Origin of the sequence: Corynebacterium sp. HMSC069E04, from assembly GCF_001813175.1 — a bacterium.
GTDB lineage: Bacteria > Actinomycetota > Actinomycetes > Mycobacteriales > Mycobacteriaceae > Corynebacterium > Corynebacterium aurimucosum.
In genome coordinates this window covers 134,777-153,387 of sequence record NZ_KV811696.1, presented here as the reverse complement: position 1 = coordinate 153,387, position 18,611 = coordinate 134,777, and the positions used below count along the sequence as shown (strand labels likewise).

Below are 18,611 nucleotides of genomic sequence, written 5' to 3'. Positions count from 1 at the left end.
ATGGCGCGCACCCTCCTCGTTACCAATGACTTCCCGCCTACTATTGGCGGGATTCAGTCCTATCTTCGAGATTTTCTAGCCAACCTCAACCCGCAGGATGTCGTGGTCTTCGCCTCGACTCAAGATAGTGACGCTGCCGCGGAGTATGACGCGACGCTGCCCTATACCGTGGTCCGCTGGCCACGCAGCATTATGTTGCCGACGCCCGCCACAGCTCGTCGTATGCAGCAGCTCATTCGTGAAAACAACATTGAGACAGTCTGGTTTGGTGCTGCAGCTCCGCTGGCGCTTATGGCGCCGTCCGCGCGTGCGGCTGGGGCAAGCCGCATTGTGGCAACGACGCACGGGCATGAGGTGGGGTGGTCCATGCTTCCCTTGGCGCGGCAAGCCTTGCGCAGAATCGGTCAGAATGCCGATGTCATCACGTATATCTCTGAGTACACGCGCAACAGGCTCGAGCCCGCGTTCGGCACGCGTGCCCGGTGGGTGCACCTGCCCTCGGCGGTCAACCTAGAGGATTTCACCCCGGCTACTACGGAAGAGAAACAAGCAGCACGGGAGCACTTCGGGCTAGGCCCAGGCCCGGTCATCGTCTGCATCTCCCGCCTGGTCCCGCGGAAAGGCCAAGACCAGCTGCTGCGCGCAATGCCGGAAGTGCGCGCGCGAATTCCAGATGCCCAGTTGCTCATCATCGGGCGCGGTCGTTATGAGTCGACTGTGCGTGAGCTTGCGCGCCTGTACTGCCCGGACGCCGTGGTGCAGGAAGCACGGGATACGGCGGAATTGCGGATGGCGCTACACGCCGCCGACGTGTTTGCCATGCCGGCGCGCACCCGGGGTGGCGGCCTCGACGTCGAAGGCCTGGGAATTGTCTACCTAGAGGCGCAGGCGGCGGGCCTACCAGTCGTTGCAGGGGATTCCGGCGGTGCGCCGGAGACAGTAACGCCGGAGACGGGCATAGTTGTGCGCGGTTCCTCGGTGCCGGAGCTTGAGCTAGCGTTGTGCACGCTGCTTGGCGACGTCCCCGGCGCCCACCGTATGGGGGAAGCTGGACGGCGCCACGTGGAAGAGCATTGGACGTGGGAGATTATGGGCGCACGATTGCGTGAGGTTCTTGAATGTGATCGTGGGCAGGACGCGGTATATCCTACTAGTCATGCTTGAACACTTTCCCTCCGCTGAAGGCGGCCACGCTGGCCTCACCATCGGGTTCGATATCGGTGGAACCAACCTGCGTGCTGCGGTGATTGATCCCTCCGGAGAGATTGTGGATTCGCTGAGTGTGCCCACCGCCACGGATGCGCAAACACTCGAAGATGACATCGTGCGCTGCGTAGACAATCTGGCCGCATCCCATGACATCGAGGCCGTGGGGCTTGCTCTCGCAGGCTTTTTGGATCCCGAGTGTGAAGTCGTTCGTTTCGCACCGCATTTGCCGTGGCGTGATGCCCCAGTACGCGAGATCCTCAGCAACCGTATGGACATCCCGGTTCGCCTAGAACACGATGCTAACTCGGCTGCTTGGGGGGAATGGCGCTTCGGTGCTGGACGGGGTGCGAAGGACTGGGTCTTTTTTGCCGTGGGAACCGGCATTGGTGCCACGCTTTTTACTAACGGCACAATCTACCGAGGAGCTTTCGGTACCGCACCAGAGTTTGGGCACCTTGTCGTGTCACCGGGTGGGCGCCTGTGCTCCTGCGGCAAGCGTGGTTGCCTCGAGCGTTACGCCTCCGGCACCGCATTGCCGGATACCTGCGAGGAATTGCGCGGCGACTATGATACCGCCCTTCCGCTAAACCCCTCCGGCGAGGAGATCACCGCTGCGGCTCGACAAGGTGATCCACTGGGATTGGCCGTCATGGAGAACTTCGGCCAGTGGCTCGGGCAGGGGTTGTCCATGGTGGCAGATGTGCTCGATCCAGAGCTGATTGTAATCGGCGGCGGGGTGTCCCAGGACGCGGATCTTTACCTAGATCAAGCGCGGGAGTCCATGGCTAGCCAGATTGTCGGGGCCGGTCACAGGCCCCTGGCCCGAGTCGCAACCGCGAAGTTGGGTTCGGCGGCAGGTATGATCGGAGTCGCTGATCTCGCCCGCCAGGAGCACCGAGGTTAACACCGCACATTTTTCTTTCACCGGGCAGCACTGCCTGTTCGGCACATACAGATAGGACTATAAGCGATGCGAAACAAGTGGTACTGGGCCTTCAAGCACATCTTTTTCGGCCCGGCCCTTCGAGTGTGGAACCGCCCATGGTCCGAAGGAATGGATCGCATCCCGGAGTCCGGACCGGCTATCTTGGCCTCCTCCCACCAAGCGGTGATGGATTCCTTCTACTTCCCGCTTCTGTGCCCGCGGCAGATTACCTTCTTGGCAAAGAGCGAGTATTTCACTACCCCCGGCTTCGTCGGCCGCATGCAAAAGTGGTTCTTTAGCTCGGTCGGGCAGGTGCCGATTGACCGCGTCAACAAGGACGCTAGTGACGCGATGCTGGCGAGCGCGGAACGCATTATTGGCCGCGGAGATCTTTTTGGCATCTACCCGGAGGGAACTCGCTCACCTGATGGGCGTATCTACAAGGGGCGCACCGGCATGGCGCGCATCGCGCTGACCACGGGTGAAAAGGTCATTCCGATCGCCATGATCAATACCCGGAAGGCCAACCCGATCGGTTCGTGGATTCCGCGCCCAGTTCGCGTCGGCATGCGCGTGGGAGAGCCCATCGACCCCCGAGCATGGGCCGCTGAGCGTAACCTCGACCCGCAAGATCACGCCACCGCTCGTGCCTTTACGGATTACGTGATGAAGCAACTCTCGGAATTGACGGGCGAACCTTATGTCGACGTGTACGCTTCCGATGTCAAGGCTTCCTTGCAAGCCGGACACGGCTACCCGGAAGGGGCCGAGCCCGGTTCGGAGGCGCGGTAATCAGTGACTTCCTCCCCCAAACAGCGATTAGCCTGACCCGATGTAGCAAAGGGGATCTCCATCTTGGGCGTCGTGCTGTTGCACATCACGCTCACGGTTCCAGAATCCAAGGACACGTGGCTGGCTGCCTTCAACGTGTGGCTGGACCCCTTGCGTTTGCCTTTGTTCTTTTTGGTGAGCGGCTTCTTCGCACAAAAGGTGTTTCGCTTCAGCTTCGCAGAGCTTTTCACGCGCCGCCTATTTCCGGGATGCCATTGCTGCATTCACCTCCGCCATCGAGGCACCGTTTAAGGGAACGTGGGATCATCGTAGCTTCTGGGCATATTCCGGGATGACCGTGGCCTATGCCATCGGATTTTTCACCCGCCGCGCGTGGGATAACTACTCAGCGCCTGACCGTTCTTTATGGCTACCCCATGGCGCTCCACCCGCGGGAGGTCACCCTGGCGGGTCAATGGCCGCTGGAAAACACCTGGTTCTGGCTCAGCATGTGCGTGCTCTATTGCGCTGTTGCGTCCTTGGCCCTATGGGCCCTAGGCAAGGTACCCGTCTTGGGCTGGGCGCTGACCCCACCGCCGATCGGAGCCAGTCGGCGGAAGAAGGAACCTTCCTCCAAAGGTGTGAGCTTGAGCCAGCAGCTCAACGCAACGAGGAATACGACAAGCAAGAAGTAGTCATTGCCCGGAATCTGCTGCCACCACGACCACGTCAGTTCGAGTTGCTCACCGTGGGGGACAAGCCAGTGACCGCGGGCTAGAAGAACTAGCCATGTGAGGCTGGCAATGAACCAGCGGCGGCGGGCAGTCAGATACACCGCCGCCAAGCACAGCCACGTGAAGTGGTGCGACCACGAGACAGGTGAACACAGCAGCGCTGCCGACGAGGCTAGCAGCAGAAGCTCAATCTGTGAGGATGTGCGCTCCATGACCCACCACAACGTCGCCACGATGAGGAGGCACCCGACTATCCAGAGGGCTGTTGCTTGCTCAGGGATGACGCGGCTGAGCAGGCCCCGGAGGGATTGGTTGCTGGAGTAGGTCAGTGTGCCGATACGGGAGGAATCCCGGATGGTATCGCTCCAATACACCGTGGAGCTTGCCGGTGAAGCGAAGTGGCCCACCACGCCGCAGACCGTAAAGGAACCTAGGGCCGTAGTGAAAGCACGCCACTCGCGGCGGATGACAAAGACCGCAAGGAAGACCGCCGGGGTCAGTTTGATAGCCATAGCCACGCCGCTAAGGGCCCCACGCCACGGGCTCCGCGAGTTCAGCAGCAGGCAATCGACAACGACCATCGCTGTCAACAGGAGATTGACTTGGCCGAAGCTGAGAGTATCGATAACGGGCTCGCACAGCAGACACACACAGAGCGCCCACGAAGACCACCAGCCGGGCCTGTGAGTGGTGCAACTCCGAGAAAGGACGGCGTAGAGGCAGCCCCAGAGCGCTGCCACCGATGCCGCAGTGAGGAGAAGTGAGAGTAGCCACAGCGGTATCCACGACACCGTGGCAAAGAGCACTGCGGCAAAAGGCGGGTACGTAAAGGGCAGTGAGACGCCGTTGTCGAGTACATAGCTTTGCGTGTAGAGATTCTCTCCGCGCAGCAGCGCGCGCCCTCCTTCGCGATATACATCGAGGTCAACGTGGTAATAGGGAAGCACGGAGCCGCCGCTGAATAACGCTGCAGGCTGGATAATCCACGGTAGGGCTGCCAGCCCAGCGATTATCAGGGGGAGAAAGGGAGAGGAAAGGGCTTTCTTCACGCAGCTGAGTATAGGCCCCCAGTGGCAAGGCAGCTCTAGGCGGCAGACTAGGATACGGGACGTGCGCTACTTCTACGACACCGAATTCATTGAGGACGGATCGACCATCGAGCTGGTCTCCATCGGTATTGTCGGGGAAGACGGAAGCGAGTACTACGCGGTGTCCACAGATTTCGACCCCGCGAAGGCTAATGCGTGGGTGCGGGAGAACGTCTTGGATAAATTGCCAAGCCCCGCAGACCCAGTTTGGAAATCACGTGAGACCATCCGCGAAGAGCTCTTGAAATTCTTGGGCCGGCATTCCACGCCCATTGAGCTGTGGGCTTGGGTAGGAGCCTATGACCATGTGGTCCTCGCACAACTGTGGGGAGACATGGCTAGCCTGCCCAAGGGGATGCCGCGCTATACCCGCGAACTGAAGCAGTATTGGGAGTTTGCTGGCCGCCCTAAGCTGCCTCCAGTACCCAATGGCAACCATGATGCGTTGGTCGACGCCCGCCATAATCTGGCTAAGTTTCGAGTCTGCGAGCAGCAATTGCCGCTGACTAGGGGCAACCGCGTGCATTAATCGTGAATTAATACCGCGGCCGAAAAGTCCATTAACTAACGCGTGACAGGCCCAAGATGGTTAAATACTGGGTGTGAGTTGGACAGTAGATATTCCCAAAGAAGTGCTTCCTGATCTGCCGCCGCTGCCGGAGGGGATCAATGAGAAGTTCCAAGACGCCATTTCCCGCGAGGCAAAACAGCAGCCGAGCTGGGATCAGCTGCAGGCTGATAACGTGCGCAAGATTCTTGAATCCGTACCGCCTATCGTCGTGGCCCCGGAAGTTGAGGATCTCAAGCGCAAGCTTGCCGACGTCGCCTTGGGCAAAGCCTTCCTCCTCCAGGGTGGCGATTGCGCCGAGACCTTCGAATCCAACACTGAGCCGCACATCCGCGGCAACATCAAGACGCTGCTACAGATGGCCGTGGTGTTGACCTACGGCGCGTCCACTCCGGTAGTAAAGCTGGGACGTATCGCCGGCCAGTACGCGAAGCCGCGCTCCTCTGATCTGGACGCGAACGGCTTGTACAACTACCGCGGTGACATCGTTAACGGCGTGGAAGCTAACGAAGAGTCCCGCCGCCACGATCCTGCCCGCATGATTCGCGCCTACGCGAACTCCTCGGCGGCAATGAACCTGGTCCGGGCGCTGACCCACTCCGGAACCGCAGACCTGTACCGCCTCCACGAGTGGAACCGCGAATTCGTGGCTAACTCCCCGGCGGGTGCGCGCTACCAGGCGCTGGCGGATGAGATTGAGAACGGCCTGGCCTTCATGAACGCCTGTGGGGTTTCGGACGAGACCCTGCGCTCGGCGGAGATTTACTGCTCCCACGAGGCGTTGTTGAAGGACTACGAGCGTTCCATGCTCCGACTGGGCACGGATCTCAACGGCGAAACCAAGCTTTATGACTTGTCTGCACACCAGCTGTGGATTGGTGAGCGTACCCGTGGTCTTGAGGACTTCCACGTGGCCTTTGCTTCTATCATCGGCAACCCCGTGGGCATCAAGCTTGGCCCTGGCGTGACGCCGGAGCAGGCAGTGGAATACGCGGAGAAGCTTGACCCGAACCGTGAGCCGGGCCGCCTCACCATGATTGCCCGTATGGGCCACGATAAGGTGCGCTCCGTGCTGCCCCCGATCATCAAGGCAGTGGAGGACTCCGGCCACAAGGTTGTGTGGCAGTCCGATCCTATGCACGGAAATACCTTCACGGCATCGAACGGTTACAAGACCCGCCACTTCGACAAGATCGTCGACGAGGTCCAAGGCTTCTTCGAGGTCCACCGTGAACTGGGCACCCACCCGGGCGGCGTGCACCTGGAGTTCACCGGTGAGGACGTCACCGAGTGCCTTGGCGGCGCTGAGGACATCACGGATGTGGATCTGCCGGGCCGCTACGAGTCCGCCGTGGACCCGCGCCTAAACACCCAGCAATCGCTGGAGCTGTCTTTCCTTATCGCTGAGATGCTGCGCAACTAGGAGCTGCGCAGGCTAATACGGCCTCCAGAGAATCGGCCACGTGCCGTATTCTCCGGAGCCGAACCACCAAGCCGCCACGGCGACGGCCAAGGTGGCGAGGCCGACGAGGACGAGGAAGCCAATGAGGGCTATCGCGCTGCGGTTGCTCAAGGGCCGTTCTTCCGGCTCTTCCTCGGCCCCGGCTGGAGGAACGGGGGCAGAAGGCTCCGGTACCGCAGGGGAGGGTGCCGGGGGCTCGACAGGCTCGGCTGGCGGGAAGAAGGCGTCGTTGCGCGGCTCTACCCGGGTTTCCCGCGTTGGGGGCTGGGGCGCAGGGATAGCTGAGGTCGCTTCAAAGACCCGGGTATTATCCGTGCCCGAAAAATCCGTTGGCACGGCAGCAGTACGTGCGGCAGCTGAGTTCCGCGGAATGGGGACAGTGAACTTCGGGAGCTGTAGCTCGCGGGAGACATCATCCAAGGCATCGAGGAATTCGCCGGCATCCGCAAACCTTTCGGCTGGCTGGCGTGCAGTGGCGGTGGCCACGAGGGCGTCGAAAAGCATGGGTACCCCCTCGATGCGGGAGGAGGGCGCCACCACATCCTCGTGCACGCGCGCGGTGGCGTGCGCCAGCGGGGTATCGCCGTGGAAGGGGACTGTGCCGGTCAAGAGTTCAAAGAGCACGATTCCCGCGGAGTACACGTCGGAGGCCGGCGTGATGTCCGCGCCAGTGACCTGCTCGGGGGAGAGGTAGCTGACGGTACCGACGATCTGGCCGGAGCTATCGTGCTCCGCCTTGGCGGAGCGAACCAGACCGAAATCACCGACCTTGACGCGGTGGCTATCCGTGATCAGAACATTGTCCGGCTTGATATCTCGGTGCACGAGGCCGGCATGGTGGACTTCGGTGAGCCCGGCCAGCACGGAGTGCATGACGCCGGCTGCGGCATGCGGCGGCATGGGTCCGCGTTCCGCAAGGAGCTCGCGCAAGGTACCTCCGGTGATGAGCTCCATGATGAGATAAATGGGTAATCCATCCGCGGAAAAGTCATGTACGGCGACGAGATTGGGGTGGCTCAGCTGCGCCATCGCGCGTGCTTCGCGTTCGAAGCGGGTGACGAAGACGGGGTCATCGTGATAGCGCTCATCCATCACCTTGGCCGCCACTGCGCGACCCAAACGCATGTCAACGCAGCGATACACGGTGGACATGCCGCCGCGAGCGATCGGCTGATCGATGCGGTAGCGTCCCTCAAGAATGTCGCCCACGTTCAGCCTTGTCATGGATTCCAGTATGGCTGATCGGCGCCCCAAAGTGTGATCCGGCTACAGTTGTGTCCGTGACTAAGTCTGAGAAAAACACCGAGAATCCGCACCCAGAACTGCCGCAGCTCCTCGCCGGGGAAAAGCTGCTGACGCTGAAGGAGGTCGCTGAAAGGCTCGATCTCCCGATCACGCGTGTCTTCGATCTTCTCAATGCGCGCAAGTTCATTGTGTGGCGCAATGCCGAGGGAGAGCGCCTCGTTCCGGAAGCATTCTTCAACGCCAAAGGCGTCATTTCCAAGCATGTGTCCGGAGTGATTACGGTCCTCTCCGACAACGGGTGGGGCGACAACGAGATTCTGGCGCACCTATTTACCGAAGATGATTCTTTGCCAGGCCGCCCCATTGACGCGCTGCACGGGCACCTGGCGCGCGAGGTTATTCGGCGCGCACAGGCTTCGGCTTTTTAGAACCCTCATCGGGCTTCGGGGCCGCGGTGGTGCGTGGAACACCATCGAAAATCCATTGCGTTGCTGACCAAGCTACGACCACCATGGCGATATCCCAGAACCAGTTATAAAGCTGGTGGTTCCCGTCACCGGCAAAGGCGACGCCGATGAAAATAGCCACGCCGGTGGTGAGCTTGATCAAGGGCAATGGCGGGCGGAACGTTCCCATGAGCGTGAGCACGGAGGCGTAGTACCAGGGCAGCGTCACAGAGTTGAAGACGAATGCCACCTGGTACGCCGCGGCCGTGGCGGCGATAGCCCGGCGCACGCCCGTGCGACCCCACCACCATACGAGGACGAGGCCGAGGATCATGAGGATCATCGCAGCCGAGCGCAGCGCGGTGAGCACACCGTTATAGGTGGTATCGGGGGAGAAGACCTGGATGAGCGGCACGAGGATGTCAGCCAGCAGGGTAGGGCCAGCTAGAGGGTTGATGACCTTGGAATTGCCGCTGATCTGTGACAGCCAGCCCCACGAGCTTCCCGACACCCACGTAATCGCCGCCACCGCCAGTGCGACCTCCACCACGGCAAGGAAGCCGGACAGGAGGAAGACTCCGAAGCGCTTGATGGGCTTCGTCCCCTTTGGGGCCCAGTGGTGCAGCATGAGCCACACGATAAAAGGTGCGGCGAAGACAGCGGTGGCCTTGAGGGAGACTGCCACACCGACGAGAAGGAGGCTGACATGGAACTTGTGGTGCACTGCAGCAAGCAAGCCCAGCGACACTAAGCCCACCATGACTGATTCGTTGTGCATTCCACCGATGAGGTGCAAGAGCATCACTGGATTCGCCACGCCCAACCAGAGCGCGAGGGCAGGATCGCCTCCGATGCTTCGGGCTAGCCGTGGAATTGACCAGGCGATAGCTGCAAAACCCAGGACCGAAATTGCCTTGTAAACGATGATGCCCGCGGCGACGTTTTCTCCTACCAGGTGGGTTACACCATTGCCCATCCACAGATGCAAGGGGCCATAAGGGGTGGTGGTGTTGCGCCAGTCGTGGGAGACCTCCAAGAGGAAGGGACCAGGGTTCACCGCCGCGCCTTCGACATAAGGGTCGAAGCCATCACGCACCATCGCACCTTGCATGAGATAGGAATACACATCGCGAGAAGCCAGCGGTGCCGCACACAACAAAGGGGCAACCCAGCACAGCAGCATCCGACGAATATCGGACAGCGCGCCGTCTGGTTGTGGGTTCTTCAACTGCGGGGCAATGAAGTAGCGGCCGGCTAAAACCCATGCGGCAACCAAACCGAAAAGGCCAACCCAATAGAGGACCATGCCGATGTTGCGGCCATGGCCATAAGCCAGAAAGCCGATATTGAGCGCCTCAAGGAATCCACCGCGATTGCGGGTAGCGCCACCGGAGAAAGAGGCAAGCGCCAGCACGACAGCGGCGATGATGCCCAAAGGCAGGGGATGGGGAATGCGCAGGGGCACGCGCGTGGTTGTGGGACGAGCCATGCTACATCCGGCGGGCCGTGGACTTGTGAGCCAGCTCTTCCAGAGTCTTCGTAACCTCGGGGGAAACCTGAGCATTGTGAAGGTGGTCAAGGCCCGAGCGCGTGAGATCGTTGATGCGCTGCTCGACGACATCCGGTGCACCCGAATCCGCAATGATCTGCGCCATGCGGGCAATCTCTGCGGGATCCTCTGTCTGACCGATGAGGCGACGCAATTCCGCAGCCGCGGCGGGATCGGAGGCATCCGCGCGCTGCAGTGCCAAGGACAAGAGGACTGTGCGCTTGCCCTCGCGCAAATCATCACCGGCCGGCTTGCCGGTCACGGCGGGGTCACCGAAGACCCCCAACAAATCATCGCGCAGCTGGAAGGCGACCCCGATGTCTTGGCCGTAGCCGCGGAAAGCAGCGACGAGCTTTTCGGGGGCGCCGGCTATGGCTGCGCCCAAGTGCAGGGGGCGCTCAATGGTGTAGGCGGCGGTCTTGAAACGGTTGACGGAATCAGCCAACGTGGCGTCCTCAGAACCTTCCGCTTCGAGGCAGATATCCAGCATCTGCCCGCCGATTACCTCGCGGCGCATAGCGCGCCAAGGGGCGCGGGCACGCGCGAGTGCCTCAGGGCTCAGGCCGGAGTCTTGGAGCATGTCTTCCGCCCAGACCAGAGCCATGTCACCCACGAGGATGGCAAGGGACTGGCCGAAGAAATCAGCATCGCCGTGGAAGCCGAGTTCGCGATGGCGGGCTGCTACGCCACGGTGAACGGTTGGGTTACCGCGCCGAGTATCGGAGGCATCCACGATGTCATCGTGGATCAGGGCGCAGGCTTGGATGAACTCCAAGGATGTGGCTGCGCGGAGCATGGCCTGCGGGGACTCCGACCCTTCCAGCCCGCGTGCGCCGATAAAACCTGCCCATGCGTAGAGGGGACGGATGCGCTTGCCGCCATCCAGCACGAAGGATTCCAAATAGGAAATCGCGTTGGTTACCGGAGCGCCGATGGATGCGATGGCATCACGCTGGCGGTCTAGAAAAAGCGCGAGCTCCTCGCGTACGGCTGCGGGAATTTCGTCCAAGGAAGGTATCTGCGGTGTAGTCACGCTTGCCACTTTACCTGGGCAGGTTCAGGGCTAAGGCGCCAGGTTAAGTGGTGTCGGTTGGCGCGAGCGGCACAGTAGATTGCAGGATTGCGAAGGGGCGGGAATCAGCGGGGTAATGGAGGTCGCGCAGGAAATCGCCAAAGCCCATCTTGCGGTAGAGCCCAAAGGCGGAGTTGGCTTCATGAGGAACTTCCGGTGTGGAGAGCAAAATATAGTGAGCGGGAAGATTCCAGGCTAAGGCTTCTAGTAGTGCGCGGCCCAGGCCGTGGCCTTGTTTCGCGGGGAGCACGTGGATTTCTGCCAGCTCGAAGTAATTGTGGAGAATCTCTTCTTGCTCTGGGGTAGGGCCGCCGCAGGCGGCGAGTGCACGGCGGAGCTGTTTATCCCACCAGGTATCGGGGGTGCCTAGGAAGCCGTAGGCAAAGCCGGCGATGCCATATTCATCGGTGGCCACAACGCAGGAAAACCCTGGGCGTATGAGATCTGCGCGCCATCGTGAGATGGACCCCTCGCGCACCGAGGGGTTGTAGTCCATCGCTGCAATGTAGATATCTACCAAGTGCGGGAGGGCAATGGCGAACTCTTGGGGGCTTAAGCGGCGCAGCGTGTAACTCACATGTCTAATAACAACAGATTCTCGCGGTATGTGAAAGCACTCGGGGAAACTTCCATCAAGCGTCGTGGTGTGCGTGTTCGAAAACATTCGAAATGATGCTTTAAAACCATTGTTTAATTCGAACATGTGCTCTAAAATTGGAGGTGGATGTAGGAAGGTGGTTTTAAGGTGAATCGCAACAACGAACAACAGCAGACAATCAACAGCATCAACGGCACAGTCTTTATCGACAAACTGAGGAAGAAGCCCAAGGGGGAGAGGACATGGCACAGGTAATCTCAGCAACAGCGGCGGCCCGCAGCCGGAACCGTGAGGCTATGCAGCGGGTGCAGCGAGACCGTTTTGTGAACCAAGCACTAGACCTCTTAGCGGATGCGCGGAGAAGCGCAGCGGAGGGAAGCTTTACGGATGCATTGGAAATGGCTTACCGCGCCTCGCTACGTGCAGCCGGGGCACGCGTGGCGGCGTCCACGGTGTCGCGCCGCCGGCGCTTGCCTACTTCCGCCTGGGAGCAGGTGGCTCTCATTGGCCTGGCTGATGCGCAGTGGGCAGAGGAGTTTAAGGAGTACTCCCGTGTGCGCTCACGTGTGGCCTCTGGGCTAGATCCGGTCCCTGAGCCGGATTCGGTTTATCAGTACTTAGTGCTTGCCGCACGTTATGTGGATGCGACTGAGTCCGAGCTGGGCTTCGGGGTAATGGCGGCCTAAGACTGGGGCCGGGGTCATAGGCCGTGAGGGGTAGTGTGGCCAAATTATGGACTGTCTTTGTGGGAACTATCTCGCTATCCTTGACGTTATAGAGGTAGTAATCCACATTCCCAGTATTACTACCTAAACCCCAACCCATTACGGAGGACGCTGTGGCCCTTTCTGAGCACGAACAGCAAGCGCTGCGTGAAATTGAACAGTCGTTGCTGGCCAATGATCCTGATTTTGGCGCGTCTGTGTCCGGTGAAACTTCTTTCGGCGGAAACTCGGGTGCCCTCACCCTCCGCGGCGTGGCCTTGATTGTTGTTGGCCTCTGCATGATGGTGGGCGGTATCGCGTTGGCTCAGCAATCTCTGTGGTTTGTCAGCCTCTCCGTCCTTGGCTTCCTCGTTATGTTCGGCTCCGGTGTCTGGATGCTGCGCGGAAAGTCTGAAGATTCTCTGGTTGCAGTCGGCACGCATGCCCCTGCGCGCGGGCACAACAAGCAATCCAAGAAGGGCGGCAGCGGCGTTGGAAACCGCCTGGAAGACAATTTCCGCCGTCGCTTTGAAGAACGCTAGGCCCCAAATAAGGCGCTCATGGGCGTTGTATAGATAGCTGTACTCTCGCCCCGCAGCCCTCCGCGTTAATTCGCGGAGGGCTGCTTTGCTCTTAGCTGTTCTTAGTCGGTTTTATCTGTCCTGGTCTGCTCTCATCCGCGGAGGAGGGTGGGGCACAATGGCATCGGCCATTGCATAGAGAGTCTGTGTCGCGCTATCGAGCTGCTCCGGAGAGCGCTCCGCTAGCTCCGAAGCCCGAAGGATGGCTGCGTTGAGCAGCGAAATGTCTACCGCGGAAATACCGGGACAGAACGCATCAACGATGGAGGCGAAGCCGTCATGAGAGCGTTGCACTTCCTCGTCAGCAAAAGCTCGGGGGAAGTGTTGAGCGGCAGTCATCAAATGACCGTGAGCCCCATGAACAAAGAGCTCGAGTGTGGCGTCCACATAGGCGCGGAGGCGTTTCGTGGGTTCAGGGGGAGCCACCTTCATGGCGGCCTCGAGCTGTTCATTCCACAACTGTGTGGCCTGGATGAGAAGCTGCACCAGTAAATCGTGTTGAGAAGACACATATCGATAGACACTGGGGCGAGCAAGCCCAACCTCCGCAGCTACCTCGGCCAAGGTCGGTACCGCACCACGGTTGTTGATGATCAACCTTTCGGCAGCCTCCAACACCGCGCGGTGCTGGACGGCGCGGTGCTCGGCTACTGTCGTTTCAGTGATCTTTGGCATGCGCGTAATTCTACGTTAAGCTGCGCATTCTTTTCCTACTCTGACGCTGGGGCTGAGGCAGGCGTCAAGCGGCCGTCGACCATCTCATAGACCTTGTCGCAGTGCTCAAGGACTTCATAGTCGTGAGTGACCATAATGCCAGCGACGTTAAAGTCGTGGCATTCTTTTGCCAACAGCGCCACGATCTCTTGGGAGCGTGCGCGATCAAGGGCGGCAGTGGGTTCGTCGACAAGCAGCACTTGGGGATCGCCCACGAGCGCGCGGGCGATGCCGACACGCTGGCGCTCACCGCCGGACAAGCTTCCTGGACGGTGCTTCGACCGATGCTTCATACCGACCTTGTCGAGCAGCTCAGCACTGGAGTAGCGCCCAGTCTTGCCGATGACCTTGGCGGCCAGCTCGATTTGTCCCTCCGCGGTCAGCGCGGAGGGAAGGTTACCTGTGGACTGGAAGACGAAGCCGATGTGGTTGCGACGAATCTCGGCCAGTTGGGCGCCGCTCAGCGGCACGATATCTTCACCTGCGACTAGGACCTTGCCGGAATCGGGTGTTGTCAGCGCGCCCGCAACGGCGAGCAGTGTGGACTTTCCAGAGCCGGATGGGCCAACCACGGCTACGAATTCACCGGGATCGATGCTGAGATTGACGGAATCGAGTGCCTTAACTTGCGAGTCGCCATCGGTGTAGCTGACGGTGACGTCGTGTAGTTCTAAAGCTGGGCTCATCGGTTTTCTCCTAGGGCAGCGAGGGGGTTGGTTCGGGTAACGCGGACGACGGCGATGAAGGCACCGAGCAATCCAGCGACGAAGAGGATGAGGCCGCCACTGATGACAGAGCTGAATTCGGTGGCATAAGGCATCGCGGTCTGCTCCAAGAGGCTGCCTAAGCCGACGGCCACCAGCGCGCCCGCCAGGATGGACAAGACAAGGATGACTACAGCTTGGCCGAGGCTATCGCGCAACAGGAAGCCCTTGGTGGCGCCCATCGCGCGAAGAGTGGCGATATTGCCTGCCCGCTGGATGGTCCAGACGAGGAAGAAAGCACCAGTGACGAGCGCGGCGATGACGTAGAGGAACCACGTAATCATGGACAGGGTCATCATCTCAGCGGTGTAGCCGGGGGAGGAGTCGAAGCTTTCCTTGAGGGTGCGCACATCGAGTCCGGACTGCTCTGTGAGGGCTTCGGTGTCGGGTTTGTCTGTAGTGCGGGCGACGATAACGGAAGCCTCTTCATAGGCGTCCGGGTTGACGGCTTCACCGTGGCGCCCGCCGGCATGGATCTCCTGCCAGATATCCAAAGGCAGGTAGGCCACGTCCACGTGACCGAAGGTGCGCTGGTTATCGCTAAAGCCGATGACATTGAGAGGGATATCCAGGCGGTCAAGGGTGATCGTGTCACCGACTTCGATGCCCTCATCCTGCAGGGTGGAGGAGACGATGATGTCGTGCTTGGTGTTGCTGGGTTGGCCGTCGACCCGCGTGGTGTCGATGGCGGGGAGCCCAGCTGGAGCGAGGAAGGAATCGGGTTTTACTCCCAAGAGGGTCAAATCCACTGCCGTGCCCTCTTGGTTATGGGCATTGGCAATGGTCAGGCCCAAAGGGGCGGCCTGGTCTACGCCATCGAGGTGGGCGAAGGATTCGGCTGCGGAGGCATCAATTACGGAGCGGGTGAAGGCGGAGTCCTTTTGGGTGCCGTCGGCGAAGGCGACGACGTCGCTGTCCATGGCCTTCAGTCCGGAGACTCCGTCGTTGACCAAACCTGCGGTGAGGCCGGAGATGATGACGACGAGCATGGACATCAGGGCGAGGACAACGCCCATGAGGAGGAAGCGGGTACGCGCGAAGAGCATCTCGCGCCAAGCTAGATACATGGTGGATCTTCCTAGTGGGTGGGAATCTGTTGGAATGCCATCCCCGTCAAATGTGAGATAGCAACAATATGTTTCTAACATAGGAACGTGGCGTTTCTAAAAATGCTGTCGCGAGAAACGGCTTCCTGGGCAGTTTCCCTAAATTCCCCACTTTCCCCCACTGGCCCCGTGTAGGCCGGTGAGGCGGTGGGGTGTGAGGTGCTTGGCTGCGGGATAATGCACGTATAAACCGCAGGATCGTGTGAATGTGGGGGAGAAATCTCCCTAAAGGGGTGGAAGATGCAGGTGTGAATAAGGGTGTGAAGTGCGCACTTAGGGGGCGTGTCAAGAGTGTGCTGGGAAAACTTCCCACCGAAAAAACTCCTGTCTAGCTGCATGTTTTCCGTGACACGCGGGGAAGAGGGGAGTGAAAGGTGTGGGCGGTGGGGGAAAGTGGGGTAGAGTGGGGCGCAGCGGAGGAGAGAGTTGTTCTCTTGTCGCGAGAGGAATCCGGAGTTTTCGAGTGGCAGGAAGGTGGACCCGGGGATGTTTCTCGGTACCTACACTCCCAAGCTCGATGACAAAGGGCGGCTCACGCTTCCAGCGAAGTTTCGTGAAGAACTGGCCGGTGGCCTCATGGTCACCAAGGGTCAGGACCATTCGCTTGCGGTATACCCGCGGGAGGAATTCGCGGCACGAGCTAGGAAGGCGGCGGCTGTGTCACGCACCAACCCGGACGCGCGTGCGTTCATCCGTAACTTGGCAGCGAGTGCGGACGAGCAGCGCCCCGATGGGCACGGGCGTATCACGCTGTCAGCAGGCCACCGTGAGTACGCAAACCTGACAAAGGAATGCGTGGTCGTGGGGTCGGTCGACTTCCTCGAAATCTGGGATGCAGCCGCGTGGGCTGAATACCAGGCGCAAACTGAAGATGCTTACTCGGCGGCAGACGCCGATGACGTACTTGCTGGGCTGCTCTAAAGCTTTCCCGGCGAACCAAGAGTGCGTGTACGGACTCTGCCCGAGGAGGATGAGCTGGTGTACTTCCCCGACATCAGAACCCTTCCTCGGACAGGGCCCTATACGCACTCGCTTTTTATCGAGAACATCAGACCGCAGCATTAAGCGCCTGAACGGAAAGGGGGACAGCAACTGTGGAGCACGACGGCACCATAAACTACGACGTGAGCGAGAACCACGGCCATGTCCCCGTCATGCGTGCTCGCATGGCCCAGTTGCTTGCCCCAGCTGTCGAGGCGGCAGGGGAGAATGCCGTCATCGTTGACGGTACCTTGGGCGCGGGTGGTCACAGCGAATATTTTCTCACCGCCTTTCCCTCCGTGCGCATCATTGGCGTGGACCGTGACTCTGCTTCGTTGAGCAGTGCTTCTCGACGTCTCCGCCCCTTCGCCGACCGTTTCGTGGGCGTCAACGCGCGTTTCGATGAGGTGGGCAGTGCTATCGCGGATGGGGAAGACGAGATCTTTTCCATCGCGCGGGAGCACGGCATAGCCGGGGCGCTATTTGATCTGGGTGTGTCCTCCATGCAGCTGGATCAGGTCGATCGCGGTTTTGCGTACAAGACTGACGCCCCGCTGGATATGCGCATGGACCCTCGCCAGGGAACGACCGCCGCCGACATTCTCAATACTTATAGTCACGGCGACTTGGCTCGCATCTTAAAGACCTATGGCGATGAGCGTTTCGCCGGCAAAATCGCATCCGCGGTTCTGCGGGAAAGGGAAAAGGAGCCTTTTAGCAACTCCGCGCGCTTGGTCGACTTGTTGTACGCCACCATCCCCGCAGCAACGCGCCGCACTGGTGGCCACCCGGCGAAGCGAACCTTTCAGGCGCTGCGCGTTGAGGTCAACCGTGAGCTTGAGGCTATTGAGCAGGTTATCCCTGTGATTACGGATGCCTTGTCCATTGGCGGACGTGCGGTGTTTATGAGCTACCAGTCGCTCGAAGATCGCATTGTCAAGCATGCTTTCACCAAGCTCAGCACCTCGACCACTCCAGCGGGCCTGCCCATGGATTTGCCCGGGACCGCGGCGCATTATTCCGTGGTGACGCGTGGTGCGGAGAAGGCGAGCCGGGAAGAGATTGCGGAGAACCCGCGTGCGGCATCCGTCCGTGTACGCGCGCTCGAACGCCTTGAGGGGACACCGTCTTTTCATGAACCGGGAGGTAGGCCATGACGCTGAGAGACCGTACCGCACAGGCAACGCACCGCCGCGACCACGAGAGGACCCACACCATGGGCGCAAGCCGCGATTTCACCACTGGAGCCGATGCCACGGGCCAGGGAACCGCGCTGCTTGAACGGGGGCGCCGTACCACCCCGCTGCCGAGCCGCACCCCGCACCGCGGCACCGTTCCTACTCGCCGCGTTGGCTCCGGCCTGCGGGGAAGCCGCCTTGGCTCGAAGCAGGTCGTAAGCAATCGTGGGCGTCGTGTCGCACAGCCCACGCGGGTTAACGGCCTCTTCGCGCGCCTGTCCTTCACCGCCATTGCTCTGCTGATTACGGGTGTGGCCGCAGCCATGTGGCTGTCGGGCTTGTCTACGTCTCAGACCTTCAAAATTCAGGAGCTCACCGCCCAAGAATCCACGCTGGATAACCAGCTGGAAACCCTAAACCGAGACTTGGAAAACGTTCGTTCGGCCTCGGATGTCGCTCGCCGCGCCCACGAAGCCAAGATGGGCATTCCGGTCCAGCCGGGCGTTGTGGAGGTTGGCGCAGACGGCAACATCGAGCACAAGCGCGAGGCAACCCCGGATATGGAATCAGTCATCGATGTCAACGGTGAGCCGGTCCGCCCGGGGCAGGCTTCCAGTGACCCGAATGCGACGGCCAACATGTCCGACAACCTCAACGCCCGCCCGACGCTCAGCGAGCGCAACCGCGAAGGCGGAGGTGCCGCTACCACGGACGCGCATTCGGAGGATAGCCCCGAAGGCGGCCAGCCAGGGGAGGCGAGCGTTGAGCTGCCGGATATTCCGGCCCAGGCTCCCTATGCGGCGCGGGGATAGAATCCCCCTCCCGCTTCGCGCGTGCCTGCGTGGGCAGGCGGCGATAATAGGGCACAATTCGGGATGAGACTGTCTTTACCCCGCGCCAAGCGTGGGGCAAGACA

Annotated in this window: 19 protein-coding genes and 1 pseudogene; 12 read left to right on the top strand and 8 right to left on the bottom strand. The window is 60.5% G+C overall.

The features are described from left to right. The 4 genes and pseudogenes from HMPREF2896_RS10695 to HMPREF2896_RS13115 form a co-directional block, all read left to right on the top strand. The gene (locus tag HMPREF2896_RS10695; protein WP_070711470.1) at window positions 1-1,164 is read left to right on the top strand and encodes a glycosyltransferase family 4 protein; all 1,164 of its coding nucleotides are present in this window, start codon (window positions 1-3) and stop codon (window positions 1,162-1,164) included. Next, complete coding sequence (locus HMPREF2896_RS10690) at window positions 1,157-2,113, top strand: ROK family protein (protein ID WP_070643669.1); 957 nt, start codon at window positions 1,157-1,159, stop codon at window positions 2,111-2,113. Before HMPREF2896_RS10695 ends, HMPREF2896_RS10690 begins: the two co-directional genes overlap by 8 nt. 66 nt (window positions 2,114-2,179) lie before the next feature. Continuing rightward, complete coding sequence (locus tag HMPREF2896_RS10685; protein ID WP_070711469.1) at window positions 2,180-2,926, top strand: lysophospholipid acyltransferase family protein; 747 nt, start codon at window positions 2,180-2,182, stop codon at window positions 2,924-2,926. Between the two features lie 54 nt (window positions 2,927-2,980). Then, window positions 2,981-3,169: pseudogene (locus HMPREF2896_RS13115) on the top strand (hypothetical protein); the annotation flags it as partial. Window positions 3,170-3,425: 256 nt separating this feature from the next. Here the strand turns inward: HMPREF2896_RS13115 and HMPREF2896_RS13110 are convergent. Further along, entirely contained in the window at window positions 3,426-4,688 is a 1,263-nt protein-coding gene (locus HMPREF2896_RS13110) for a glycosyltransferase family 87 protein (protein WP_141754784.1), read from the bottom strand. A 61-nt stretch (window positions 4,689-4,749) separates the two neighbouring features. Here HMPREF2896_RS13110 and HMPREF2896_RS10665 point away from each other — a divergent pair, with 61 nt between their 5' ends. Both HMPREF2896_RS10665 and HMPREF2896_RS10660 read left to right on the top strand, forming a co-directional pair. Further along, complete coding sequence (locus HMPREF2896_RS10665; protein ID WP_070445233.1) at window positions 4,750-5,256, top strand: polyadenylate-specific 3'-exoribonuclease AS; 507 nt, start codon at window positions 4,750-4,752, stop codon at window positions 5,254-5,256. Window positions 5,257-5,329: 73 nt separating this feature from the next. After that, the gene (locus HMPREF2896_RS10660) at window positions 5,330-6,718 is read left to right on the top strand and encodes a class II 3-deoxy-7-phosphoheptulonate synthase (protein WP_070445234.1); all 1,389 of its coding nucleotides are present in this window, start codon (window positions 5,330-5,332) and stop codon (window positions 6,716-6,718) included. Between the two features lie 12 nt (window positions 6,719-6,730). Here HMPREF2896_RS10660 and HMPREF2896_RS10655 read toward each other — a convergent pair whose 3' ends face one another. Continuing rightward, window positions 6,731-7,981 carry a protein kinase domain-containing protein gene (locus HMPREF2896_RS10655; RefSeq protein WP_070445237.1) on the bottom strand — a complete coding sequence of 417 codons (1,251 nt, stop codon included), beginning with the start codon at window positions 7,979-7,981 and terminating at the stop codon, window positions 6,731-6,733. A gap of 50 nt (window positions 7,982-8,031) precedes the next feature. Here HMPREF2896_RS10655 and HMPREF2896_RS10650 point away from each other — a divergent pair, with 50 nt between their 5' ends. Beyond that, a complete protein-coding gene (locus HMPREF2896_RS10650) occupies window positions 8,032-8,430 on the top strand; it encodes an Rv2175c family DNA-binding protein (protein WP_070445241.1) in 399 nt (132 codons plus the stop codon). Here the strand turns inward: HMPREF2896_RS10650 and HMPREF2896_RS10645 are convergent. The 3 genes from HMPREF2896_RS10645 to HMPREF2896_RS10635 are packed head-to-tail and all read right to left on the bottom strand — an operon-like array spanning window position 8,399 to window position 11,646. Continuing rightward, on the bottom strand, window positions 8,399-9,937 hold the full coding sequence (locus tag HMPREF2896_RS10645; RefSeq protein WP_070719494.1) for an alpha-(1->6)-mannopyranosyltransferase A: 1,539 nt from the start codon (window positions 9,935-9,937) through the stop codon (window positions 8,399-8,401). The genes HMPREF2896_RS10650 and HMPREF2896_RS10645 overlap by 32 nt on opposite strands. Before the next feature lies 1 nt (window position 9,938). Next, a complete protein-coding gene (locus tag HMPREF2896_RS10640; RefSeq protein WP_070445246.1) occupies window positions 9,939-11,030 on the bottom strand; it encodes a polyprenyl synthetase family protein in 1,092 nt (363 codons plus the stop codon). A 43-nt stretch (window positions 11,031-11,073) separates the two neighbouring features. Then, a complete protein-coding gene (locus tag HMPREF2896_RS10635) occupies window positions 11,074-11,646 on the bottom strand; it encodes a GNAT family N-acetyltransferase (RefSeq protein ID WP_070719493.1) in 573 nt (190 codons plus the stop codon). A gap of 263 nt (window positions 11,647-11,909) precedes the next feature. On the opposite strand from HMPREF2896_RS10635, the gene HMPREF2896_RS10630 reads away from it, so the two are divergent. Beyond that, window positions 11,910-12,353 carry an SAV_6107 family HEPN domain-containing protein gene (locus HMPREF2896_RS10630; protein ID WP_070719492.1) on the top strand — a complete coding sequence of 148 codons (444 nt, stop codon included), beginning with the start codon at window positions 11,910-11,912 and terminating at the stop codon, window positions 12,351-12,353. Window positions 12,354-12,505: 152 nt separating this feature from the next. Further along, on the top strand, window positions 12,506-12,913 hold the full coding sequence (locus tag HMPREF2896_RS10625; protein WP_070643685.1) for a DUF3040 domain-containing protein: 408 nt from the start codon (window positions 12,506-12,508) through the stop codon (window positions 12,911-12,913). 111 nt (window positions 12,914-13,024) lie between these two features. Here HMPREF2896_RS10625 and HMPREF2896_RS10620 read toward each other — a convergent pair whose 3' ends face one another. The 3 genes from HMPREF2896_RS10620 to HMPREF2896_RS10610 are packed head-to-tail and all read right to left on the bottom strand — an operon-like array spanning window position 13,025 to window position 15,497. Further along, window positions 13,025-13,627, bottom strand: coding sequence for a TetR/AcrR family transcriptional regulator (locus tag HMPREF2896_RS10620; protein WP_070445258.1), 603 nt, complete (start codon window positions 13,625-13,627; stop codon window positions 13,025-13,027). Between the two features lie 35 nt (window positions 13,628-13,662). After that, complete coding sequence (locus HMPREF2896_RS10615) at window positions 13,663-14,352, bottom strand: ABC transporter ATP-binding protein (protein WP_070643688.1); 690 nt, start codon at window positions 14,350-14,352, stop codon at window positions 13,663-13,665. Next, window positions 14,349-15,497 carry an ABC transporter permease gene (locus HMPREF2896_RS10610; RefSeq protein ID WP_070711465.1) on the bottom strand — a complete coding sequence of 383 codons (1,149 nt, stop codon included), beginning with the start codon at window positions 15,495-15,497 and terminating at the stop codon, window positions 14,349-14,351. The genes HMPREF2896_RS10615 and HMPREF2896_RS10610 overlap by 4 nt, the downstream gene beginning before the upstream one ends. Window positions 15,498-16,022: 525 nt before the next feature. On the opposite strand from HMPREF2896_RS10610, the gene mraZ reads away from it, so the two are divergent. The 3 genes from mraZ (at window position 16,023) to HMPREF2896_RS10595 (ending at window position 18,507) form a co-directional block, all read left to right on the top strand. After that, a complete protein-coding gene (gene mraZ, locus HMPREF2896_RS10605) occupies window positions 16,023-16,457 on the top strand; it encodes a division/cell wall cluster transcriptional repressor MraZ (RefSeq protein ID WP_010190539.1) in 435 nt (144 codons plus the stop codon). A gap of 173 nt (window positions 16,458-16,630) precedes the next feature. Next, window positions 16,631-17,674, top strand: coding sequence for a 16S rRNA (cytosine(1402)-N(4))-methyltransferase RsmH (gene rsmH, locus HMPREF2896_RS10600; RefSeq protein ID WP_070719491.1), 1,044 nt, complete (start codon window positions 16,631-16,633; stop codon window positions 17,672-17,674). Next, window positions 17,671-18,507 carry a cell division protein FtsL gene (locus HMPREF2896_RS10595; protein ID WP_070445269.1) on the top strand — a complete coding sequence of 279 codons (837 nt, stop codon included), beginning with the start codon at window positions 17,671-17,673 and terminating at the stop codon, window positions 18,505-18,507. The genes rsmH and HMPREF2896_RS10595 overlap by 4 nt, the downstream gene beginning before the upstream one ends. The last annotated feature ends 104 nt before the right edge of the window (window positions 18,508-18,611 follow it).

What these genes read in the sequence shown, in the direction of transcription:
- HMPREF2896_RS10690 (WP_070643669.1), top strand. Translation starts at nt 1,157, where the DNA reads ATGCTTGAACACTTTCCCTCCGCTGAAGGCGGCCACGCTGGCCTCACC.
- HMPREF2896_RS10645 (WP_070719494.1), bottom strand. Translation starts at nt 9,937, where the DNA reads ATGGCTCGTCCCACAACCACGCGCGTGCCCCTGCGCATTCCCCATCCC.
- HMPREF2896_RS10655 (WP_070445237.1), bottom strand. Translation starts at nt 7,981, where the DNA reads ATGACAAGGCTGAACGTGGGCGACATTCTTGAGGGACGCTACCGCATC.
- HMPREF2896_RS10695 (WP_070711470.1), top strand. Translation starts at nt 1, where the DNA reads ATGGCGCGCACCCTCCTCGTTACCAATGACTTCCCGCCTACTATTGGC.
- HMPREF2896_RS10615 (WP_070643688.1), bottom strand. Translation starts at nt 14,352, where the DNA reads ATGAGCCCAGCTTTAGAACTACACGACGTCACCGTCAGCTACACCGAT.
- HMPREF2896_RS10630 (WP_070719492.1), top strand. Translation starts at nt 11,910, where the DNA reads ATGGCACAGGTAATCTCAGCAACAGCGGCGGCCCGCAGCCGGAACCGT.
- HMPREF2896_RS10610 (WP_070711465.1), bottom strand. Translation starts at nt 15,497, where the DNA reads ATGTATCTAGCTTGGCGCGAGATGCTCTTCGCGCGTACCCGCTTCCTC.
- HMPREF2896_RS10620 (WP_070445258.1), bottom strand. Translation starts at nt 13,627, where the DNA reads ATGCCAAAGATCACTGAAACGACAGTAGCCGAGCACCGCGCCGTCCAG.
- HMPREF2896_RS10595 (WP_070445269.1), top strand. Translation starts at nt 17,671, where the DNA reads ATGACGCTGAGAGACCGTACCGCACAGGCAACGCACCGCCGCGACCAC.
- HMPREF2896_RS10685 (WP_070711469.1), top strand. Translation starts at nt 2,180, where the DNA reads ATGCGAAACAAGTGGTACTGGGCCTTCAAGCACATCTTTTTCGGCCCG.
- mraZ (WP_010190539.1), top strand. Translation starts at nt 16,023, where the DNA reads ATGTTTCTCGGTACCTACACTCCCAAGCTCGATGACAAAGGGCGGCTC.